General features: G+C 64.1%; 16 protein-coding genes and 1 tRNA gene. 8 read left to right on the top strand and 9 right to left on the bottom strand.

Annotated features, from left to right (window positions below):
- The first annotated feature begins 218 nt into the window (after positions 1 to 218).
- From KYK29_RS02145 to KYK29_RS02165, 5 genes are all read left to right on the top strand, one after another.
- Positions 219 to 521, top strand: coding sequence for a virulence factor (locus KYK29_RS02145; protein ID WP_254689203.1), 303 nt, complete (start codon positions 219 to 221; stop codon positions 519 to 521).
- Positions 514 to 1089: a methylenetetrahydrofolate reductase C-terminal domain-containing protein gene (locus KYK29_RS02150; protein ID WP_254689204.1), complete on the top strand. Its 576-nt coding sequence runs from the start codon at positions 514 to 516 to the stop codon at positions 1087 to 1089. Before KYK29_RS02145 ends, KYK29_RS02150 begins: the two co-directional genes overlap by 8 nt.
- A gap of 3 nt (positions 1090 to 1092) precedes the next feature.
- A complete protein-coding gene (locus tag KYK29_RS02155; protein WP_254689205.1) occupies positions 1093 to 2187 on the top strand; it encodes a methylenetetrahydrofolate reductase in 1095 nt (364 codons plus the stop codon).
- A 182-nt stretch (positions 2188 to 2369) separates the two neighbouring features.
- The gene (locus KYK29_RS02160; RefSeq protein WP_254689206.1) at positions 2370 to 3326 is read left to right on the top strand and encodes a methyltetrahydrofolate cobalamin methyltransferase; all 957 of its coding nucleotides are present in this window, start codon (positions 2370 to 2372) and stop codon (positions 3324 to 3326) included.
- Between the two features lie 181 nt (positions 3327 to 3507).
- Entirely contained in the window at positions 3508 to 5586 is a 2079-nt protein-coding gene (locus KYK29_RS02165; protein ID WP_254689207.1) for an ASKHA domain-containing protein, read from the top strand.
- A 119-nt stretch (positions 5587 to 5705) separates the two neighbouring features.
- On the opposite strand, the gene KYK29_RS02170 is transcribed toward KYK29_RS02165, so the two are convergent.
- The gene (locus KYK29_RS02170; protein WP_254689208.1) at positions 5706 to 6623 is read right to left on the bottom strand and encodes a LysR family transcriptional regulator; all 918 of its coding nucleotides are present in this window, start codon (positions 6621 to 6623) and stop codon (positions 5706 to 5708) included.
- Positions 6624 to 6738: 115 nt separating this feature from the next.
- Here KYK29_RS02170 and KYK29_RS02175 point away from each other — a divergent pair, with 115 nt between their 5' ends.
- The 3 genes from KYK29_RS02175 to KYK29_RS02185 all read left to right on the top strand — a co-directional run bounded on the left by KYK29_RS02175 (position 6739) and on the right by KYK29_RS02185 (position 8564).
- The gene (locus KYK29_RS02175; RefSeq protein WP_254689209.1) at positions 6739 to 6984 is read left to right on the top strand and encodes a YjiS-like domain-containing protein; all 246 of its coding nucleotides are present in this window, start codon (positions 6739 to 6741) and stop codon (positions 6982 to 6984) included.
- Between the two features lie 62 nt (positions 6985 to 7046).
- The gene (locus KYK29_RS02180; protein WP_254689210.1) at positions 7047 to 7241 is read left to right on the top strand and encodes a hypothetical protein; all 195 of its coding nucleotides are present in this window, start codon (positions 7047 to 7049) and stop codon (positions 7239 to 7241) included.
- Positions 7242 to 7553: 312 nt separating this feature from the next.
- Entirely contained in the window at positions 7554 to 8564 is a 1011-nt protein-coding gene (locus tag KYK29_RS02185) for a GlxA family transcriptional regulator (RefSeq protein WP_254689211.1), read from the top strand.
- Between the two features lie 33 nt (positions 8565 to 8597).
- Here KYK29_RS02185 and KYK29_RS02190 read toward each other — a convergent pair whose 3' ends face one another.
- From KYK29_RS02190 to KYK29_RS02225, 8 genes are all read right to left on the bottom strand, one after another.
- On the bottom strand, positions 8598 to 9425 hold the full coding sequence (locus tag KYK29_RS02190) for a response regulator (RefSeq protein ID WP_254689212.1): 828 nt from the start codon (positions 9423 to 9425) through the stop codon (positions 8598 to 8600).
- A gap of 105 nt (positions 9426 to 9530) precedes the next feature.
- Positions 9531 to 9791: a hypothetical protein gene (locus KYK29_RS02195; protein ID WP_254689213.1), complete on the bottom strand. Its 261-nt coding sequence runs from the start codon at positions 9789 to 9791 to the stop codon at positions 9531 to 9533.
- Positions 9792 to 9918: 127 nt separating this feature from the next.
- Positions 9919 to 12387, bottom strand: a complete 2469-nt coding sequence (locus KYK29_RS02200) for a mechanosensitive ion channel family protein (protein WP_254689214.1) — start codon at positions 12385 to 12387, stop codon at positions 9919 to 9921.
- Between the two features lie 106 nt (positions 12388 to 12493).
- Positions 12494 to 13051, bottom strand: coding sequence for a DUF924 family protein (locus KYK29_RS02205; RefSeq protein ID WP_254689215.1), 558 nt, complete (start codon positions 13049 to 13051; stop codon positions 12494 to 12496).
- Positions 13052 to 13534: 483 nt separating this feature from the next.
- Positions 13535 to 13610 (bottom strand) — tRNA-Lys (locus tag KYK29_RS02210).
- Positions 13611 to 13723: 113 nt separating this feature from the next.
- On the bottom strand, positions 13724 to 14641 hold the full coding sequence (locus KYK29_RS02215; protein ID WP_254689216.1) for a PhzF family phenazine biosynthesis protein: 918 nt from the start codon (positions 14639 to 14641) through the stop codon (positions 13724 to 13726).
- Between the two features lie 89 nt (positions 14642 to 14730).
- Positions 14731 to 15837 (bottom strand): endonuclease/exonuclease/phosphatase family protein, encoded by a 1107-nt coding sequence (locus KYK29_RS02220; protein ID WP_254689217.1) that lies wholly within the window; start codon positions 15835 to 15837, stop codon positions 14731 to 14733.
- Positions 15838 to 15954: 117 nt separating this feature from the next.
- A complete protein-coding gene (locus tag KYK29_RS02225) occupies positions 15955 to 17193 on the bottom strand; it encodes an aminotransferase-like domain-containing protein (protein ID WP_254689218.1) in 1239 nt (412 codons plus the stop codon).
- Positions 17194 to 17582 lie beyond the last annotated feature (389 nt).

Genomic DNA, 17582 nt, shown 5'->3' on the forward strand with positions numbered 1-17582 from the left:
GACGCATCCCGGCTCCCCAAGATTTTGAAAACAGCGCCTCCGGCAGGAATGGCGGGATGACCGTTCCGGCGCGCATTACACAACGGCGTTAAGAGACGGCATCTGGCGATCCGTCAAGGCCAGCGGATCGCGCGTCGTTTTTGAACATGGGGCAGTCGTGGCGAGTGAAGCCCGCGCCGCGGCTGCAAAGCATTGTCAACGCGAGGAGAACTTTCGACATGGCTGACCGCATCATCGTCTACTGGCGCGACATCCCCGCCCAGGTCATCATCAAGCAGGGCCGCAAGAACGCCAAGCGGGAATTGTCGCTGCGTTTCACCGAGGCCATCGACATGTGCGCCATGCGCACCGGCGCGGCCGAGACGGACGACTATCTCGCCGAATGGCGCAAGGCCGATCCGGTTCCGGTTTCCGACGACCTGGAAGCCGAGGCCGACAAGGCCGTGGCCGAACTGGAAGCCGCCTTCGACCGCGAGCGCCTCGTCGCCCTCGTGAAGGCCGGAGGCCGCGACAATGGCTGACCCGAAGCCCGGCAACGCCGCGCCGGCGAGAAAGGCCGCGACCGGGGCATACACGCCGGTCGAGGTCTCGCCGAACCGGCGCGCCCGCCGCAAATATACCGTACGCCTCTGGGCGGTGCGCCATTCCCGCTTCTTCGAGTGGTTCTACACCCGCTTTGCAGAGGCCTTCCTGCTTTTGCACCCGGTCTGGAACCTCTTCGGATACCAGCGCGTGGAGCGGCCCGTCACCTTCGTGGAGCGCCATGTGAAGGGCTTTCTCTTCGATTGTCGCATGTGCGGCCAGTGCGTGCTGTCCTCCACCGGCATGTCCTGCCCGATGAACTGTCCCAAGCAGCTTCGCAACGGCCCCTGCGGCGGCGTTCGCGCCAACGGCAATTGCGAGGTGGAGCCCGACATGCCCTGCGTCTGGGTCCAGGCCTGGAAGGGCTCGCAGAACATGGCGAGGGGAAATACCATCATGAACGTGCAGAAGCCGGTGAACCAGTCGCTGCGCGAAACATCCTCCTGGCTGCGCGTGACGGCGGAAGCCGCCGCGGCGAGGCAAACGGCCGCCGGAAAGGACGCCTGAACCATGGCGCATTTCGACGAGAACCCGCTCGGGCCTCACCTGCCGCTCGATCCCCTGCCCGGCCATTCCTCGCCCGGGCGTCTCGAACGCGTGCTGCGGCGCGGCGAATTCGCCGTCACCGCGGAACTCAACCCGCCCGACAGCGCCGACCCCGAGGACGTCTACGAGCGCGCGGCGATCTTCGACGGCTGGGTGGACGGCATCAACGCCGTCGACGCCTCGGGCGCCAACTGCCACATGTCGTCGGTCGGCATCTGCGCGCTTCTGACCCGCATGGGCTACGCCCCGATCATGCAGATCGCCTGCCGCGACAAGAACCGCATCGCCATCCAGGGCGACGTGCTCGGCGCAGCCGCCATGGGGGTGTGCAATATCATGTGCCTGACCGGCGACGGCGTGCAGGCCGGCGACCAGCCGGGCGCCAAGCCCGTCTTCGACCTCGATTGCATGTCCCTGCTCGAAACCGTGCGGATCATGCGGGACAATGCGAAATTCCTCTCCGGCCGCAAGCTGACCACGCCGCCGAAGGTCTTCCTCGGCGCGGCGATCAATCCCTTCGCGCCGCCCTACGACTTCCGCCCCTTCCGTCTCGCCAAGAAGATCGAGGCGGGGGCGCAGTTCGTGCAGAGCCAGTATTGCTTCGACGTCCCCATGTTCCGGGAATACATGAAGAAGGTGCGCGACCTCGGCCTCCACGAGAAATGCTTCATCCTCGTCGGCGTCGGCCCGATGGCCTCCGCCAAGACCGCGAAATGGATCCGCTCCAACGTTCCGGGCATTCATATTCCCGACGCGATCATCAAGCGGCTCGAAGGCGCAGAGGACCAGAAGAAGGAAGGCAAGCAGCTTTGCATCGACATCATCAACGAGGTGAAGGAGATCGAGGGCGTGGCGGGCGTTCACGTCATGGCCTATCGCCAGGAGGAATATGTGGCGGAGATCGTCCACGAATCCGGCGTCCTGAAGGGTCGACAGCCTTGGAAACGCGAGCCGAATCCGGTCGACCAGCTCGTCGCCGAGCGTATCGAGCAGACCCGTGAGGGCGTCGAACAGAACCAGCAGCAGATGGCCGAAGTCGCCGCCCAGCAGCCCCATTGACCGGAAAGCCGATCATCCATGCCGGAGATTCCCGTCATCCGCCCGCCGGCCGCGTCTCCCGGTGGGCAACAGGTGGCCCGAAGGGTCGCGAGAGGGGATTGCCGCTCCGGCCGCCGCCAGCATTGCAACAGTGAAAATCGCACGCTAGATCAAATCCAGCGCCCTGCCCCAGAGGAAACTATATGACCCGCACCATCGTCGCCTCGGCCACCCGCGAAATCGTCATCGGCTTCGACCAGCCGTTCTGCGTCATCGGCGAACGCATCAATCCCACCGGCCGCAAGAAACTCGCCGCCGAGATGATCGAGGGCAATTTCGATACGGTGCGGAAGGACGCGCTCGAACAGGTCGCAGCCGGCGCCACGATGCTCGACATCAACGCCGGCGTCACCTCCGTCAACCCGAACGAGACGGAGCCCGGCCTGCTGGTGCAGACGCTGGAGATCGTCCAGGGCCTCGTCGACATCCCGCTCGCCATCGACAGTTCGGTGACGGCGGCCATCGAGGCCGGCCTCAAGGTCGCCAAGGGCCGCCCGCTGGTCAATTCGGTCACCGGCGAGGAGGAGAAGCTTGAAGCCATCCTGCCGCTCATCAAGAAATACAACGTACCGGTCGTCGCCATCTCGAACGACGAATCGGGCATCTCCATGGATCCCGACGTGCGCTTCGCGGTCGCCAAGAAGATTGTCGAACGCGCCATGGATCACGGCATCAAGCCGGAGGACGTGGTGGTGGATCCGCTGGTCATGCCGATCGGCGCGCTCGGCGACGCCGGCCGCCAGGTCTTCGCGCTGCTGCGGCGGCTCCGCGAGGAACTGAAGGTCAACACGACCTGCGGCCTTTCCAACATCTCCTTCGGCCTGCCACACCGCCACGGCATCAATGCCGGCTTCATTCCGATGGTGATCGGCGCCGGCATGACATCGGCCATCATGAACCCGTGCCGGCCCCAGGAGATGGAGGCCGTGCGCGCCGCCAACGTGCTGAGCGGCACGGACGCCAATTGCACCAACTGGATCATGACCTATCGCGATCACAAGCCGGCAGAGGCGGGCGGAGCGGCAACGGCCGCCGCGCCTGCGGCAGGCCGACGTGGCGGTCGCGCCGCGCGCACCGGCGCGGGCGCGCGCGGGGAATAGGCGCAAACGCCATTTCCCCTTACCACGAGGCCCGCCCGGCAAGGCCGGAGGGGCCGGCAACCACGGATCACCTTGCGCCGGCCCGCAAGGTGATCTTTCGATGTCGGGAATTGACCAGCCTCCGTTCCATTTCCGGTCCACTCTGGCGGTAATGGCCGGCCGGCCCGGGAGAGCGAGCAAAATGCGTTTCGACGGCACCTCAGAGAACCAGAACACCATGAGCGAATCCTCGGCGAAAGACCCTCTCGTCCTCTTCATGCCTTCCGGCAAGCGCGGCCGCTTCCCCATCGGAACCCCGGTTCTGGACGCGGCGCGAAAGCTCGGCGTCTATGTCGAGAGCGTCTGCGGCGGCCGGGCCACCTGCGGACGCTGTCAGATCGAGGTGCAGGAAGGCAATTTCGCCAAGCACAAGATCGTCTCCTCGCTCAACCACATCTCACAAAAGGGTCCGAAGGAGGAGCGTTACGAGAAGATCCGCGGACTGGCCGATGGCCGCCGCCTGTCCTGTTCCGCCCTGATCCTCGGCGATCTCGTCGTCGATGTGCCGCAGGACACCGTGATCAACGCGCAGGTCGTGCGCAAGGCGGCGACGGATCGCCATATCGAGCGCAACCCCGCCGTCCAGCTCTGCTATGTCGAGGTGGAAGAACCCGACATGCACAAGCCGCTCGGCGATCTCGACCGTCTCAAGGCGGCGCTCGAAAAAGACTGGGGCTGGAAGGATCTGCTGATCGCCCCCCATCTCATCCCGGCGTTGCAGTCGATCCTGCGCAAGGGCGAATGGGGCGTGACCGCGGCGATCCACCGCGACACGGATACCTCCCGGCCCTTCATCATCGGCCTCTGGCCGGGCCTCAAGAACGAGGCCTACGGGATTGCCTGCGACATCGGTTCGACGACGATCGCCATGCACCTCGTCTCGCTGTTGTCGGGCCGTATCGCCGCCTCCTCCGGGACATCGAACCCGCAGATCCGCTTCGGCGAGGACCTGATGAGCCGCGTGTCCTACGTCATGATGAACCCCGACGGCCGCGAGGCGATGACGAAAGCCGTTCGCGAGGCGGTCAACGGGCTGATCGGCAAGGTCTGCGAGGAAGGCGCCGTCGACCGGCACGACATTCTGGACATGGTCTTCGTCGCCAACCCGATCATGCACCATCTCTTTCTCGGTATCGACCCGACGGAACTCGGCCAGGCTCCCTTCGCGCTGGCGGTCTCCGGCGCGCTGCAATATTGGGCGCACGACATTGAAATCGACGTCAACCGCGGCGCGCGGCTCTATCTTCTGCCCTGCATCGCCGGCCATGTCGGAGCGGATGCGGCCGGCGCGACGCTGGCCGAAGCACCCTACAAGCAGGATCGCATGATGCTGCTCGTCGATGTCGGCACCAATGCGGAAATTGTGCTCGGCAATCGGAACCGCGTCGTCGCCGCGTCCTCCCCCACCGGACCGGCCTTCGAAGGCGCGGAAATCTCCTCCGGCCAGCGCGCCGCCCCCGGCGCAATCGAACGCGTGCGCATCGACACCGAAACGCTGGAACCGAAGTTCCGCATCATCGGCGTCGACAAATGGTCCGACGAGGAGGGTTTTGCGGAGGCCGCCGCCACCGTCGGCGTCACCGGCATCTGCGGCTCGGCGATCATCGAGGTCGTGGCCGAAATGTATCTTGCCGGCCTCATCTCGGAGGATGGCGTGATCGACGGCGCGATGGCGGCCAGGAGCCCGCGCGTCCTCCAGAACGGCCGCACGTTCTCCTATCTGCTGCATGACGGCGAGCCCCGCATCACGGTGACACAGGGCGACATCCGCGCAATCCAGCTTGCAAAGTCCGCACTTTACGCGGGCATCAAGCTCCTGATGGAGAAACAGGGCGTCGAGCATGTCGACATGATCCGCTTTGCCGGCGCCTTCGGCACCTTCATCGATCCGAAATACGCCATGGTGCTCGGCCTCATTCCCGATTGCGATCTCGCCGAGGTCAAGGCGGTCGGAAACGCATCCGGAACCGGCGCGCTGATGGCGCTGCTCAATCGCGACCACCGTCGCGAGATCGAGCAGGAGGTCAACCGCATCGAGAAGATCGAAACGGCCCTCGAACCCAAGTTCCAGGAGCATTTCGTCAACGCCATGGCCCTGCCGAACAAGGTCGACGCCTTTCCGAACCTCACCCGCGTCGTCACCCTGCCGGAGCGCAAGGTGCTGGCCGAGGACGGCGGCGGCGAAGGCGGCGGCCGGCGGCGGCGACGCAGCCGGGAATAGAGCATTTCCAGCAAAAGTGCGGAGCGGTTTTGCATCCGGAAATGCGGCTCTCTCAAAAAGATAGAGCGGTTCCGCCGCTTCTGTGAAAACCGAAACCACCCTGGAAGGCACGCACCGCCTCAGCAGGCCACCGGCAAAGCCTCCATCGGCCGCTGTTCGATACGGGCGAAAGCGGCGCGGATATAATCGGCGACCGCAAGGGCCGGAGCGTCCGCGCGTTCCGCCACCACCTGCCCGATCTGGTAGTGGCCGAGATCGGGCAGCCCGTCCTTCTCGCCAAGCGCCACCATATCCTCGCCGACCAGAAAGCGCGCCAGCGGCGCAACTGCCAGATCGGCGCGGATGGCGGCTCGCTGGCCCATGTGATGGGCGCAAAAATAGGCGATGCGGAACTCGCGGCTGGACCGGCTGAGTTCTTCCAGCGCGCGCGCGCGCCAGATACAGCCCTCTTCCCAGATCGAGATCGGCAGCGGCCTTTTCAGATGGGCCGTGCCGCATCTGCGCCCGGCCCAGACCAGTTGCTCGCGCATCAGGATTTCACCGGCGGCCGGCACGGCGCCGTCGGCCGCATTGAAGACCGCAAGATCCAGCCGCCGCTCGGCCACGCCCCGCCGCAGATCGCTGCTCGAACCGATCGAAACATTGACCGCAATGGAGGGATAGGTCTCCGCAAAGCGTTTCAGAACGTCCGGAAGGATCAGTTCCCCCACGTCGTCCGGCGCTCCGAGCCGCACGATACCGCTCATTTCCGGCATCATGAAGCGGGACACCGCCTCGTTGCTGAGGGCGAGCAGCCGCCGGGCATAGGACAGCAGCATCTCCCCGTGATGGGTCAGCGTCACCGATCGCGCGTCGCGGCGGAAAAGGACGCAGCCCAGCTGGTCCTCCAGCTTCTTGATCTGCATCGAAACGGCCGAAGGGGTGCGATGCACCGCCCCGGCCGCCGTCGTGAAATTGCCGGTCTCGGCGATCGCCACGAAAGTCTTGAGCACATCGAGTTCAAGCAATGGCAGGGCCGGGCGCGTCAGCAGGCTCATGGTCGCCTCCAAGGATCAGAAAATATGAACCATATCGTCATTCCATTTCGTTTGATTGAATATCCACTGAGAGCGATAGTCAAGTCACAAGCCAACCGAACGAGAGGAAATAGCCATGAGCCCGCATAAAGCATCCTCCGGCGACACAGATCTCGCCGTTCGCGTCGAGGGAAAAGGCTTCTACTACGCCATCCGCCATTTTCTGGGTGAGATCACCGAAGAACGGCGCCAGCGCCGGCTCGCCCGCCGCACGCTGGCGGAACTCTCCACCATGCCGGATCACATGAAGGACGACATCGGCTGGACCGACTTCCAGAGAAAGGCGCGCTGCGGCCCGCCGGCAACCGGAGCACACCGGTAATCCCGGTGGGTTCCCCAAGACAAAGTTCATCTGCCCCGGTCGCTATTCTGAAGGAGACCGTCATGACCACGATTCCCGGCTATCCTATTGCGCACGGCCAACTCCCCCGCTGGAGGCCCGTCCACCCGTTAAACCAGCTTTTTGAACGGCTTGCCTGCCTGCGGAAGGCGCGCCGCCGCCGCAACGACATGGAGCGAATGCCCTATGCCCTGCGCAAGGATATCGGCTTTCGCACCGCCGACCCCTGCGACCGCTAGATCGTTCGTCGTTTCGCGAAAACGGCGAAGCGATCCAAGCCTTTGTTTTTACGCAAGTCCGGACGGAAAGCCATTTCGCGCTTTTCCTGGAATTGCTCTTGCACCATCCCGGCGGGGGCGTTTCCGCGTCCGCCGGAGTCGCAAATGCGCAAGCACCGCCACGCCGCCCCAATTTCGCCTGAACCTACTGACATTTCAATGAAACGGGAGCCCGTGCAGTCGTATCCATCCTTGCGAATGTCGCAAAAATGTTAGTCTTGCCGCGCACCGCGAGCGACCATTGTGGCAGGCCTCGAGCATGGATGTCGTCGGATGAACAAGCAGAACGTCAAGAAGCGGTCCCTGGTGTTTTTCCTGGTGCCCAATTTTTCGATGCTGCCCTTCTCGGCCGCCATCGAGACGCTGCGTATCGCCAATCGCATGCTCGGCTACGACGCCTATACGTGGCGGCTCGCGTCGACCGATGGCCAGCAGGTGCTCGCCTCCAGCGGCATCGGCATCGAGGTCAACGCCTCGCTTGCCGACGAACGCAAATATCTTGCCGGCGAAAATCGCCCTTCGATGGTGCTGGTCTGTTCGGGCGTCGATGTCGAGGGGTTTGTCAACCGGTCGGTGAACGCCTGGCTGCGCGAGGTCTATAACCGCGGCATCGCCGTCGGCTCCCTGTGCACCGGCGCACATGTGCTGGCGCAGGCCGGACTGCTGAACGGAAAGCGCTGCGCCATTCATTGGGAGAACCTGCCCGGCTTCGCCGAAGCCTTCCCGCAGGTCGACGTCTATGCGGATCTCTACGAAATCGACGGCAATATCTATACCTGCGCCGGCGGCACCGCCTCACTGGACATGATGCTGAGCCTGATCGATCAGGACTTCGGTGAAACCCTCGTCAACAGCGTCTGCGAGCAGGCGCTGACCGACCGCGTGCGCGGCCCGCACGATCGCCAGCGCCTGCCGCTGCGCGCCCGCCTCGGCGTGCAGAACGCGAAGGTCCTGTCGATCATCGAACTGATGGAGAGCCACCTGTCGGAACCGCTCTCGCTGCTGGAGATAGCCGACAGCGTCGATCTCTCCCGGCGCCAGATCGAGCGCCTGTTCCGCCAGGAGATGGGCCGCTCGCCCGCCCGCTACTATCTGGAGATACGCCTCGACCGCGCCCGCCACCTGCTGGTGCAATCCTCCATGCCGGTGGTCGAGGTCGCCGTCGCCTGCGGCTTCGTCTCCGCGTCGCATTTTTCCAAGTGTTATCGCGAGCTTTACAACCGCTCGCCGCAGCAGGAGCGCGCCGAGCGCAAGCTGACGCTTTCGGCCGCCGCCGCGCGGTAACGCGACGGGGGCCGCCGCCGCAGCCATTTTCCTTCAGCTGGCCAGACGCTGTTGCGCCGCCCGGATCTGCGTCAGCGTGTCGAGGTTCTGGTTGACGCGGCAGTAGAACTCCTCGTCGATGAACGGCCGCATGATGAAATCATTGCCGCCGGCCTTGAGGAACCGGGCCGAAAGCAGCCGGTCGGTCGATGACGACACCCCAATGATCCTGAGACGATGCGAGCCGATCGCGCCGCGAATGCGTCGCGTCAGCTCGAAACCGTCGATATCCGGCATATGGTAGTCGGTGATCATCAGACCGATATCCGGATTGTCCTTCAGCAGCGCCAGCGCGGATGCGCCGCTGTCTGCCGTGCTGACGCGGAAATTGTAGCGCTTGAGACGGCTCGACAACAGGGCGCGGGCCGTGGCGCTATCGTCGACGATCAGGACATGGTGCTGATGGTTGGTCAGGAACCGGCAGACCGATTCCACCAGCAGTTCCACCGCGAAGATATTGTCCTTGATGATGTAGTCGACAATCTCCCGTGACAGAAGCTCGTCGCGGGTCGTCTGCTGGAAGGTCCCGGTGAAGACGATGGTGGGAATGCTGAGATCGACGAGATAGCCGAGCGCCTCGCCGTTTTCCGCACCCGGCAGATTGATGTTGGAGATCGCCAGCGTCACCTTCTCGACGGATTTGTCATAGGCAAGTTCGAGATCCTCGAAACTGCGGCAGATATCGACATCGATATCGAACAGTTCCTTGAGCCGCTTCGAAATCATCGAGGTGAAGACATTCGAATCTTCCGCAAGGAGGATGCGGTGATGCGAAAGAGACGCGCCGGAATACTGCATCCCGGAAATGCCGATAAACGCCATGACTTGCCTTTATTATCAGAAATATTCCCCGTCTCAGGGGTAGCGGCAACGCTTTGCCAAAGCGTTAAGCCACAGGGGCAAATCCCGGCGACACTGGCGGTTCCGTTACTTGACCGAGGCGGTTCCGCTCTCGATCTCGATGGTCTCGCCGCCCGTCAGCGCAATACGGTCGCCGCTGGGAAGCGTCACGAAGCAACCGGCGGGACAGATCGTCTCCGTCATCCCGGCCTCGACGGCGATTTCCATGCGGCTGCCACCCTCGGTGACGACCAGAACATAGGCGCTGTCGTCCTTGTTGACGACCGTCGCGGCCCAGGCGCTCGCGCTTGTCGCGGTCAACGCCAGCAGCATCGTGATCATTCGCATCCTCGTCATCCCGGCGTCATAGCGCCGCCCTCTTGTCCATCCGCAGGCGAAACCGGCGTTTCCTCGGCGGACCTGCATGTTTTATACGACCGGCCTGAACCGGGCGTGAATACGTACTGGCGGCGTCTCAGGGGTTATCCTCGCCGGAGGACGCCCTGCCCCGCCGCCTTGCGGGCCTGCTCCGGATGGCCTCTGCCGCCTGGCCGACGATTTCTCCGAGCAGTTCGGCGCCTTCCGGCGAAATCTTGACCGGCACTTCCGGCGCTGCCGGCGCGCCGATGGCGATATCATCCTCGCGAAGCCGCAGCAGGATCGCCGCCCGCAGATCCGACTTGACCGCACCCGCCGTCAGGATATCGGCGACGAAGGCGCGGATCTCGAAATCCAGCGTCGCCGCCGAAAAGGCCATGAAGACGACGGAGGGCTCGGGATTGCGCAGCAGGCCCGGCTGCGCGCGCACCACCTCGAAGAGGATATCGCGCACGCGGAGGGGATCGTTTCCGGCATGGACGCTGAGCGCAAGCTCGAGCCGGCCGAGCTTGTTGCGGTGGGTCCAGTTTCCGACCTGGCCATTGATCAGCACCGAATTAGGAACGATCACGGTCTGGCGCTGGAACGTCTCGATCTCCGTCGCCCGCACGGAGATCCGACGCACGAAGCCTTCGGTCGTTCCGGCCACCACCCAGTCCCCGACCTTGAACGGCCTTTCGGCAAGCAGGATAAGCCCCGAGACGAAGTTCGAGAAGATATTCTGCAAGCCGAAACCGATACCGAGCGACAAGGCGCCGGCGACAAGCGCCAGGCTCGAAAGATTGATGCCGGCCGCCGAAATGCCGATCAATCCCGCCAGCGCCACGCCCGCATAGCCGATCGCGGTGCGAACGGAATTGCGGACACCGGCATCGACCTGGCTTCGCGCCAGGACATGGCCGTCGAGCCAGCGCTGCAACCAGCGCGTAAGGAGGAAGCCGATCGTGAAGAGCATCAGGCCGGCGAAGATGCCGACCAGCGATATGGTGATCGAGCCGATATGGATTTCCGTGAAAAGCCGATAGGCTCCCGCCTCGATATCCGCGATCTGGAAGCCCCATTGCAGCAGGATCAACGGTATGAAGCAGGCGAAGACAAGGATATGGATGCCGAAACCGGCCGCCAGCCCCATCTGGTCGAGCCCCAGCTGGCTGAGCCCGAAGCGCGCCTCCAGGCGCTTGCCCATCGCCGTCTCCGCAAAGGCGTTGGGAGCCGACACGGCGCGGCCGGAAAGCACGCCGATATACATCGTGACGAGAAGCGCGCCCGTGACCACGATCTGCGTGGCGACGAAGCGGGAAAGTCCGACATAGCCGAGCAAAGCCGAAACGACGAGACCCGCGCCGATGAACACCAGGGCGAGGAAGATCGGCCGCGGCCAGGGACGGCCGGGCGCGTCGGGCGGCTCGCCCTTTTTCAGGATCGGCCGGACAAAGGCGGTCACGATAAGCAGCACGCCGATCACGATCGATGCGAGGAAGCTCTTCGCCACCGTCAGGACCACCGGGGAACCGAGCGCTTCGCTGATCGCGGCCAGAACATAGTCCGCGCCGTTGACGACCGCCATCACGGCAATCAGCAGCCAGAGCCGGAAGGCTCCGCGATCCGACAGCCGCACAAGCCGCCAGTTTCCGTCGCCCGGGCACAGGACGGCATTCATCAGCTTCAGCACGAAGAAGACCACCACGCCGATAGCGAGCGCGATGGCCACCAGCGGCGCAATATCCGGCCGCAGGACGTTGAAGACGTCGAGAAGGAAATAACTCGTCACGGCGAAGACCGTCGCCGCCATGCTGGGCAGGATCGTCGACCAGAAGGCGACGGAAAGCCGCGTCATATAGGTCGGCCGCTCGGTGACACTTGCCCGGTTGAAATACGGAGAAAACATCCGCAAACTGCCGACAAGCAGCACCAAGGCGACGAGCAGCGACAATCCGATTGCCGAAAGCAGGGCCAGCCGCTTGAACTTCCAGACGAATTTCCCCCACGCCGCAACGGTCCGGCCAAGCGTGCGGACTTCTGTCACCAGCGCGTCGCCGGCCCGCGTGAAGATATCGCCGGAAATCTCCGTGCGTTTCAGGATCGCATCCGTGAACAGCGAACGGCGGATTTCCGTGATGCTGTTGGCAAGCTTCGTCGCCTCGATCGACAGGTTCTCCGCCTCGCCCGTCAGCGCGTTGATCGCATTGCGGTCGGCCGCAAGCTTCTTGCGCTCCTCCACGACGATGGCCGCTTCCGGCGCCGAATCCTCACCCGGCGGATCGCCAAGTTCGGCCTGACGCGCCTTGATCGCTTCCAGTCGCGGCCGCGTGGCGACGGAAATGGCGAGAAGCGAACGGTTCAGCGCCTCCGCCTCGTTCTTCAGTTCCACAAGCCGGGCGTCGTCCTCCCGATGCTGATCCACCTTGTCGGCGATGACGGCAAGCTGCGCGCCCGCCTTCTGCAAGCCGGCCTCGGCCTCCTCGACGGACGGCGTCCTGGCCGGAGCCATCTCGGCGCGCACGGGCGCAAGCAGCAGCAGGGACGCCGCAAGGAACAGAAGGACGGAACGGACGATGACGGACAAGCCTGCCTCGCTGCAAGGAACCATGGACGAAGCCGGAACGACGCATGCACACCGGTTCGTCCCGTTTTAACCGGGATTACAGCGAAACGAAATGCGCTTGTCCCATTCAGAAGCCGGCGCCGGGCGTCGCGAGATAGGCTTCCTCCTCCGGCGTGGAGTCCCGTCCCACGATCGCATTGCGGTGCGGAAAGCGACCGTATTTCGCAATGACGTCGCGGTGGCGCACCGCATAGTCGAGATATCCCTCGTCTCCGAGTGCCTCGAAAAGCCGGACGGACAAATCCTGATCCGCGATATCTTCCGAATGCTCGAAGGGGAGATAAAAGAAATGCCGCCGCCCGGCATCGACCTCCCGGTCCGCGCCGGCGTCCAGCGCAAGCCGCGCTTCGCGAAGCGCGATCCAGTCGGAGGAAAAGGCGAGCGGCGAGGCGCGGTACATATTGCGCGGAAACTGGTCGAGAACGATGAGCGCGGCAAGGCGCGCCTCCGGGTTCGCCCGCCATTGCGGCGCGATCTCGCGCGAAAGCGCAAGATGGGTGGCGGCGAAACGCATGCGGATCTGCGTGTCGAGGTCCGGCGTCGAATTGAACCAGTCAGCAGGCGTCAGCGTCTTGCACCAATAGGCCACCACCGCCTCGGGGGTGCTGATCAGATCTTCGCTCATGGACTGTCTCCCGTTTTTTTTCCGACCCGCACTATGGCGAGAAGAAGCCGGGTTGCAAAGGGCCGTTCCGACGCTGACGCCAGGCCGGAGAACAGCGCGGGAAGCGAAAGGAATCGACAACCGGCGCGAAAGCCTCCGTCCGGTCGATGCGGTTGGGGGCGGATCGAGGCCCGGGAACGCCTCGTTCGCTCACCGGACCTCTCTCACAACCGGCTGCTGCCAGTCACGCCCCGGTAATGCCCCTCCGGCCGGTTTGTTCCCGACCGGGAGGAAGGATCGCATAACGGCCATGGGCCGCTGTGTCAGGATCGGAATTGCTCGCCCCTCTCTCCAAGACGGAGGTTGGCGAATCCCTTCTCGGCCAGCGCTATCGGGCGGGACAAGAAGCCATTGCGGCCATCAGGCGCGAATAGGAAATGAAACCGTAAAAGTCTGCTTCACTGGAAAACGCGGGTTGGTAGAAAACCGCTAAGAAGTTGAATTTGGTGGGTGATCACGGGCTCGAACCGTGGACCCGCTGATTAAGAGTCAGCTGCTCTACCAACTGAGCTAATCACCCACACGACCGCTCCAGCGGTCTGGTGGGGCGTATAACGGTGTTCACGAAGCTTGTCCATACGCCTGCCGGAAAATTCTGCACGCGATCGATTTTTTCCCGTGGCACGACGGGCGTTACAAATAAAGCTGGCCCGCAGCGATGCGCACGGCCTGCCCGCCGATCCGCGCCGCGGCGATCGCCCCGCCGGCCACATCGAGATGCAGATGAATGAAGGAGGGGCGCTCCATCTCCACGCCCTGCTCGACCAGGAAGGCGTGATGACCGTCGATGAGGCGGTCGAAATGATGAATGGCCCCGGAAAGGGCGGCGACGGCCGACCCCGTGGCGGGATCCTCCCCAAGCCCCATGTCCGGCGCGAACATCCGCGCATGAAAGCGCGCCTTGTGATGGACCCCGCCCCGGCAATAGACATAGGCCGACGCCAGCCGCCCTTCCGCGAAAGGGGCGCAACGCTCCCAGAACGCCGGATCGAACTCGATGGATTGCGCCGCCGCCAGATCGTGCACGGGGATCGTCACGAAAGCGACGCCGGCGCTCCACAGCGACGGCGCATGGTTCTCGAAGCCGATCTGCGCAGGCTTCAGACTGAGCGCATCGGCGATGGCCTGGCGGTTGAACTGCGCAGCGATACGCGCCGACAGGCGCGGCACGTCGAATTCCGCGAAAGCCGCGTCCGGCCGGTCGAGCTTCACCGCGCAACGCACGGGGCCGACGTTTTCTTCCAGAACGCAGACGAGGTCGAGCGGCCGGGCGGCGCTTTCGTTTGCGGCCTCCGCCAGCGCCACCGCCGCGCCCACCGTCGGATGGCCGGCAAACGGCAGTTCCAGACCGGGCGTGAAGATCCGCAGCCGCACCGTATGCGCCGGATTTTCCGGCGGCAGCACGAACACCGTCTCCGACAGGTTGAACTCGCGTGCGATCCGCTGCATCGTCCGCTCGTCCAGCCCCTGCGCATCGAAGACCACCGCAAGCGGGTTGCCGGCGAGGCGCACGTCGGTGAAGACATCATAGATGGCGTAGCTGCGGGCCAAGAGGTTTCCCCGATTTTCGACAGACGGCGTCAAACTGCCCGAGCCTGTTCGAAGCGGCAAGAAAAATTCGCGCAAGCGGCGCGCATCATTCAGACATCGAGCGTCATCACCACCGGGCAATGGTCGGAGGCCTTCGGGCGATCCCAGCCGATCCGCGGATAGCGCTCGACCTCCTGCCCCGGCGGGAAGAGCGTGCGATACGGCTGGCCCGCCCGGATGATCTCCGGCACATGCCGGGCATTCCGCTCGGCAAGGGCGGGCGACAGCCAGATATAGTCGAGCTGGCAGAGATGCCGTTCCTGCGGGCCGCGGCTGTGATAGAGGGTCCAGCGGTCATCCGCGGGCCGGCGCAGCATCGGGTTGACCGCAAAACCATTGGCGCTGAAGACATCGAGCGCGCTTTCCGGCTCCGGCGTCGGGATGAAACGGTAGCCGTTGCGTCGGTCGCCCTCGATCACCAGCCGCTCCTGATAATCGTTCATGTCACCGCAGATGGCGAAGGATTTTCCCGCCGTATGCCCCGGCCCGAAGCGGTCCTCGATGATCCGCCGCACGGCGCGCGCTTCCGCGGCCCGCACGGGCATGGTGGAGGTGCGCCCGTCCAACCCCTCGCGTCCCGGCCCCATCGACTTGAAATGCACCACATAGAGGGTGAACGGCCGGCCACCGATGCGAAAATCGAGCTCCAGGCAATCGCGTTTGAACACCTTGTCGTCGGGACGCAGCCCCGGCCCGAGTTCCGGGACATAAAGGTCGAAGTCGCGATAGGTGATCGTCGCATGGCTGCGCACGTCGACGCATTCGATCGGCTGCCCGTCCCGCGTCTCCTCGCGCACCAGGACGCAGACGTCGATGCCGCGCGAATCGTTGCCTTCGATCAGGTAGCGCTGCCGGTAGCCGTTGCCGACCATGCGGAAGAGATAGCCGTATTCGAACGCCTGCAACGCCGCCATGTTGTCGACCTCCTGCAAGCAGAGAATATCGGCATCCGCATCGGCGATGGCGAGCGCCGACTGCTGGCGCGTGTCGTCCGTGTGGGCGACGGTGCGCGCTTCCTCCAGTCGCTGATATTCCGCCTCGTTGCGGATATCGAACAGCCGCAGCACGCGATCCTGGCGAAGCTGGTTGCGGAAACCGGAGAAATCAAAGCGGGTGATCAGGTTCTCGATATTGAACGTGGCGAGGCGTAGCGACATGTTTTCCTTCCGATATTGCGCGACAGTGTAGCCGCGCCGACGGGAATGGAAAACGCCCTTTCGAAGGGAAAGCCGTTTCTCATCGAAAGGCCGCGCGCCGGTTCCGGAAACCGGTGCTCAGCCCGCCGGACGCTCGGCCTGCCCGGCGCTCCGGGCGATCGCCCGGCCAAGGCGGGAAATCCCCTCCTCGATGGTTTGCGCATCCGCGCAGGAGAAGCTGAGGCGAAGCGTGTTCGCACCGCTGCCGTCGGCATGAAACGCCTTCCCCGGCACGAAGGCCACCTTCTCCGTCTCGATGGCGCGGGCGAGCAGCGCCGCGCCGTCCATACCGGCCGGCAGGGTCACCCAGATGAACATGCCGCCTTCCGGCCGCGTCCATTCCACGCCCTCCGGCATATGGCGGGCGAGCGCGGCGAGCATGGCGTCGCGGCGGGCGCTGTAGACGGCGCGGATCTTTTCGACCTGCGCATCGAAGCCCCGCGCGGCGACATCGGCGATGGCGATCTGGTTGAGAGTGGAGGAGTGCAGGTCCGCGGCCTGTTTCATCAGAACCAGCTTGCGGATGAGCGGCGCGGCGGCGCAGACGAAACCGACCCGCAGGCCCGGCGCCAGAGTCTTGGAAAAACTGCCGCAATAGATGGTGCGCGCCGCGTCGATCCCACCCGTCCGGGCGATTTCCAGCGCGAGGATCGGCGGGATCGCCTCGCCATCGTAGCGCAGCGACTGATAGGCGGCGTCCTCGATGATCGGAATATCCAGTTCGCCGGCCAGATCCAGTAGCCTTTCGCGGCCCTCTAAATCGAGGGTCTCGCCGGTCGGATTGGCGAAATCCGCGGAGAGATAGGCGAATTTCACCCGGCCGCCGGCCGCCGCCGCCGTCTGGCGATAGGCGTCGGGCGTCCGGTTGCCGGCAAGGTTCAGCCGGTCGTAGGACGGCTCATAGGCGTTGAAGGCCTGAAGCGCGCCGAGATAGGTCGGCCAGGTGACCAGCGCCGTATCGCCGGGCGAAAGAAAGAGCCGGCCCAGGTAATCGAGGCCCTGCTGGGAACCGGAAACAATGAAGATATTGTCAGCCGTGCAGGCGACACCGAGCGTCGCCATCCGTTCGGCCAGCCATTCGCGCAGCGGCTTGTAGCCTTCGCTGACGGAATATTGCAGCCCCGCGGCCGCCCCCTCTCCCGACAGGGCATCCGCATAGGCGGCGCTGAAAGCCTCTTTCGGAAACAGCGCGGGATCCGGAATGCCGCCGGCGAAGGAAATGATATCGGGCCGTTCCAGCAGTTTCAGCAGCTCACGGATTTCGGACGCCTTCATGCGCGACGCGCGCGTGGCGAAGGCCTGATTCCAGTCGAACATCGGGGATTTCCTTGCGGATGATTGATCGCGCGAGGAAACCACGCGGCACGTATTATGTCAACAATGCTGACCTATATAACCAGCCGCCACGCCGCTGTTTTGCCTCGGAAAAATATCGGGAAGGTACACCGAAAGCAGGTCCGGAAAAAATCGGACGCCGCACGCCTTCGGGACAGGCCGCACCCCGCATGCGCCTCGAAAGGACCACGTGAAGATTCTGCGTTCCGCAACCGCGTCCAGCCTTCGTGGCGTCGCCTCATTCACCGCTTCCGCCGGACGCCCATGCCTGCCTTTACCTATGTGGCGCAAACCTGTCAGCGGGACGCCATCTGATCGTAAAGGCTACACAGAACCAACACAGCGATGGCAGTCAGAATAATAAGATCCAT

Origin of the sequence: Shinella daejeonensis (assembly GCF_024281235.1) — a bacterium.
Classification (GTDB): Bacteria; Pseudomonadota; Alphaproteobacteria; order Rhizobiales; family Rhizobiaceae; genus Shinella; species Shinella daejeonensis.